This window comes from Stenotrophomonas sp. A3_2, from assembly GCF_036624925.1.
In the GTDB taxonomy this organism is placed as follows: domain Bacteria; phylum Pseudomonadota; class Gammaproteobacteria; order Xanthomonadales; family Xanthomonadaceae; genus Stenotrophomonas; species Stenotrophomonas hibiscicola.
In genome coordinates this window covers 1-352 of sequence record NZ_JAZKVY010000147.1, presented here as the reverse complement: position 1 = coordinate 352, position 352 = coordinate 1, and the positions used below count along the sequence as shown (strand labels likewise).

The 352-nt window shown below is 68.2% G+C and carries 1 protein-coding gene; it reads left to right on the top strand.

Annotated features, from left to right (window positions below):
- Positions 1 to 352, top strand: a 352-nt coding sequence (locus R5H29_RS03960; protein WP_332328790.1) for a hypothetical protein, incomplete at both ends; no start/stop codon positions are given.

Here is a 352-nt window from a genome sequence, read left to right as displayed (position 1 = left end):
CCACCCACGGCGCCCGCAAGGGCCTCGCGGACACGGCGCTGAAGACCGCGAACTCCGGCTACCTCACCCGCCGCCTCGTGGACGTGGCGCAGGACTGCATCATCGTGGAGCAGGATTGCGGCACCGAACGCGGTCTCACCGTGCGCCCCGTCATGGATGGCGGCGATATCGTCAGCTCGCTCGGCGAGCGCATCCTGGGCCGCACCGCGGCGGAGGATGTTCCCGATCCGGCGACCGGCGCCGTGCTCGTCACGCGCAACACGCTCATCACCGAGCCGGAAGTCGAGCGTATCGAAAAGGCCGGCGTCGAGGTCATGAAGATACGCTCCGTGCTGACCTGCGATGCCGAAAT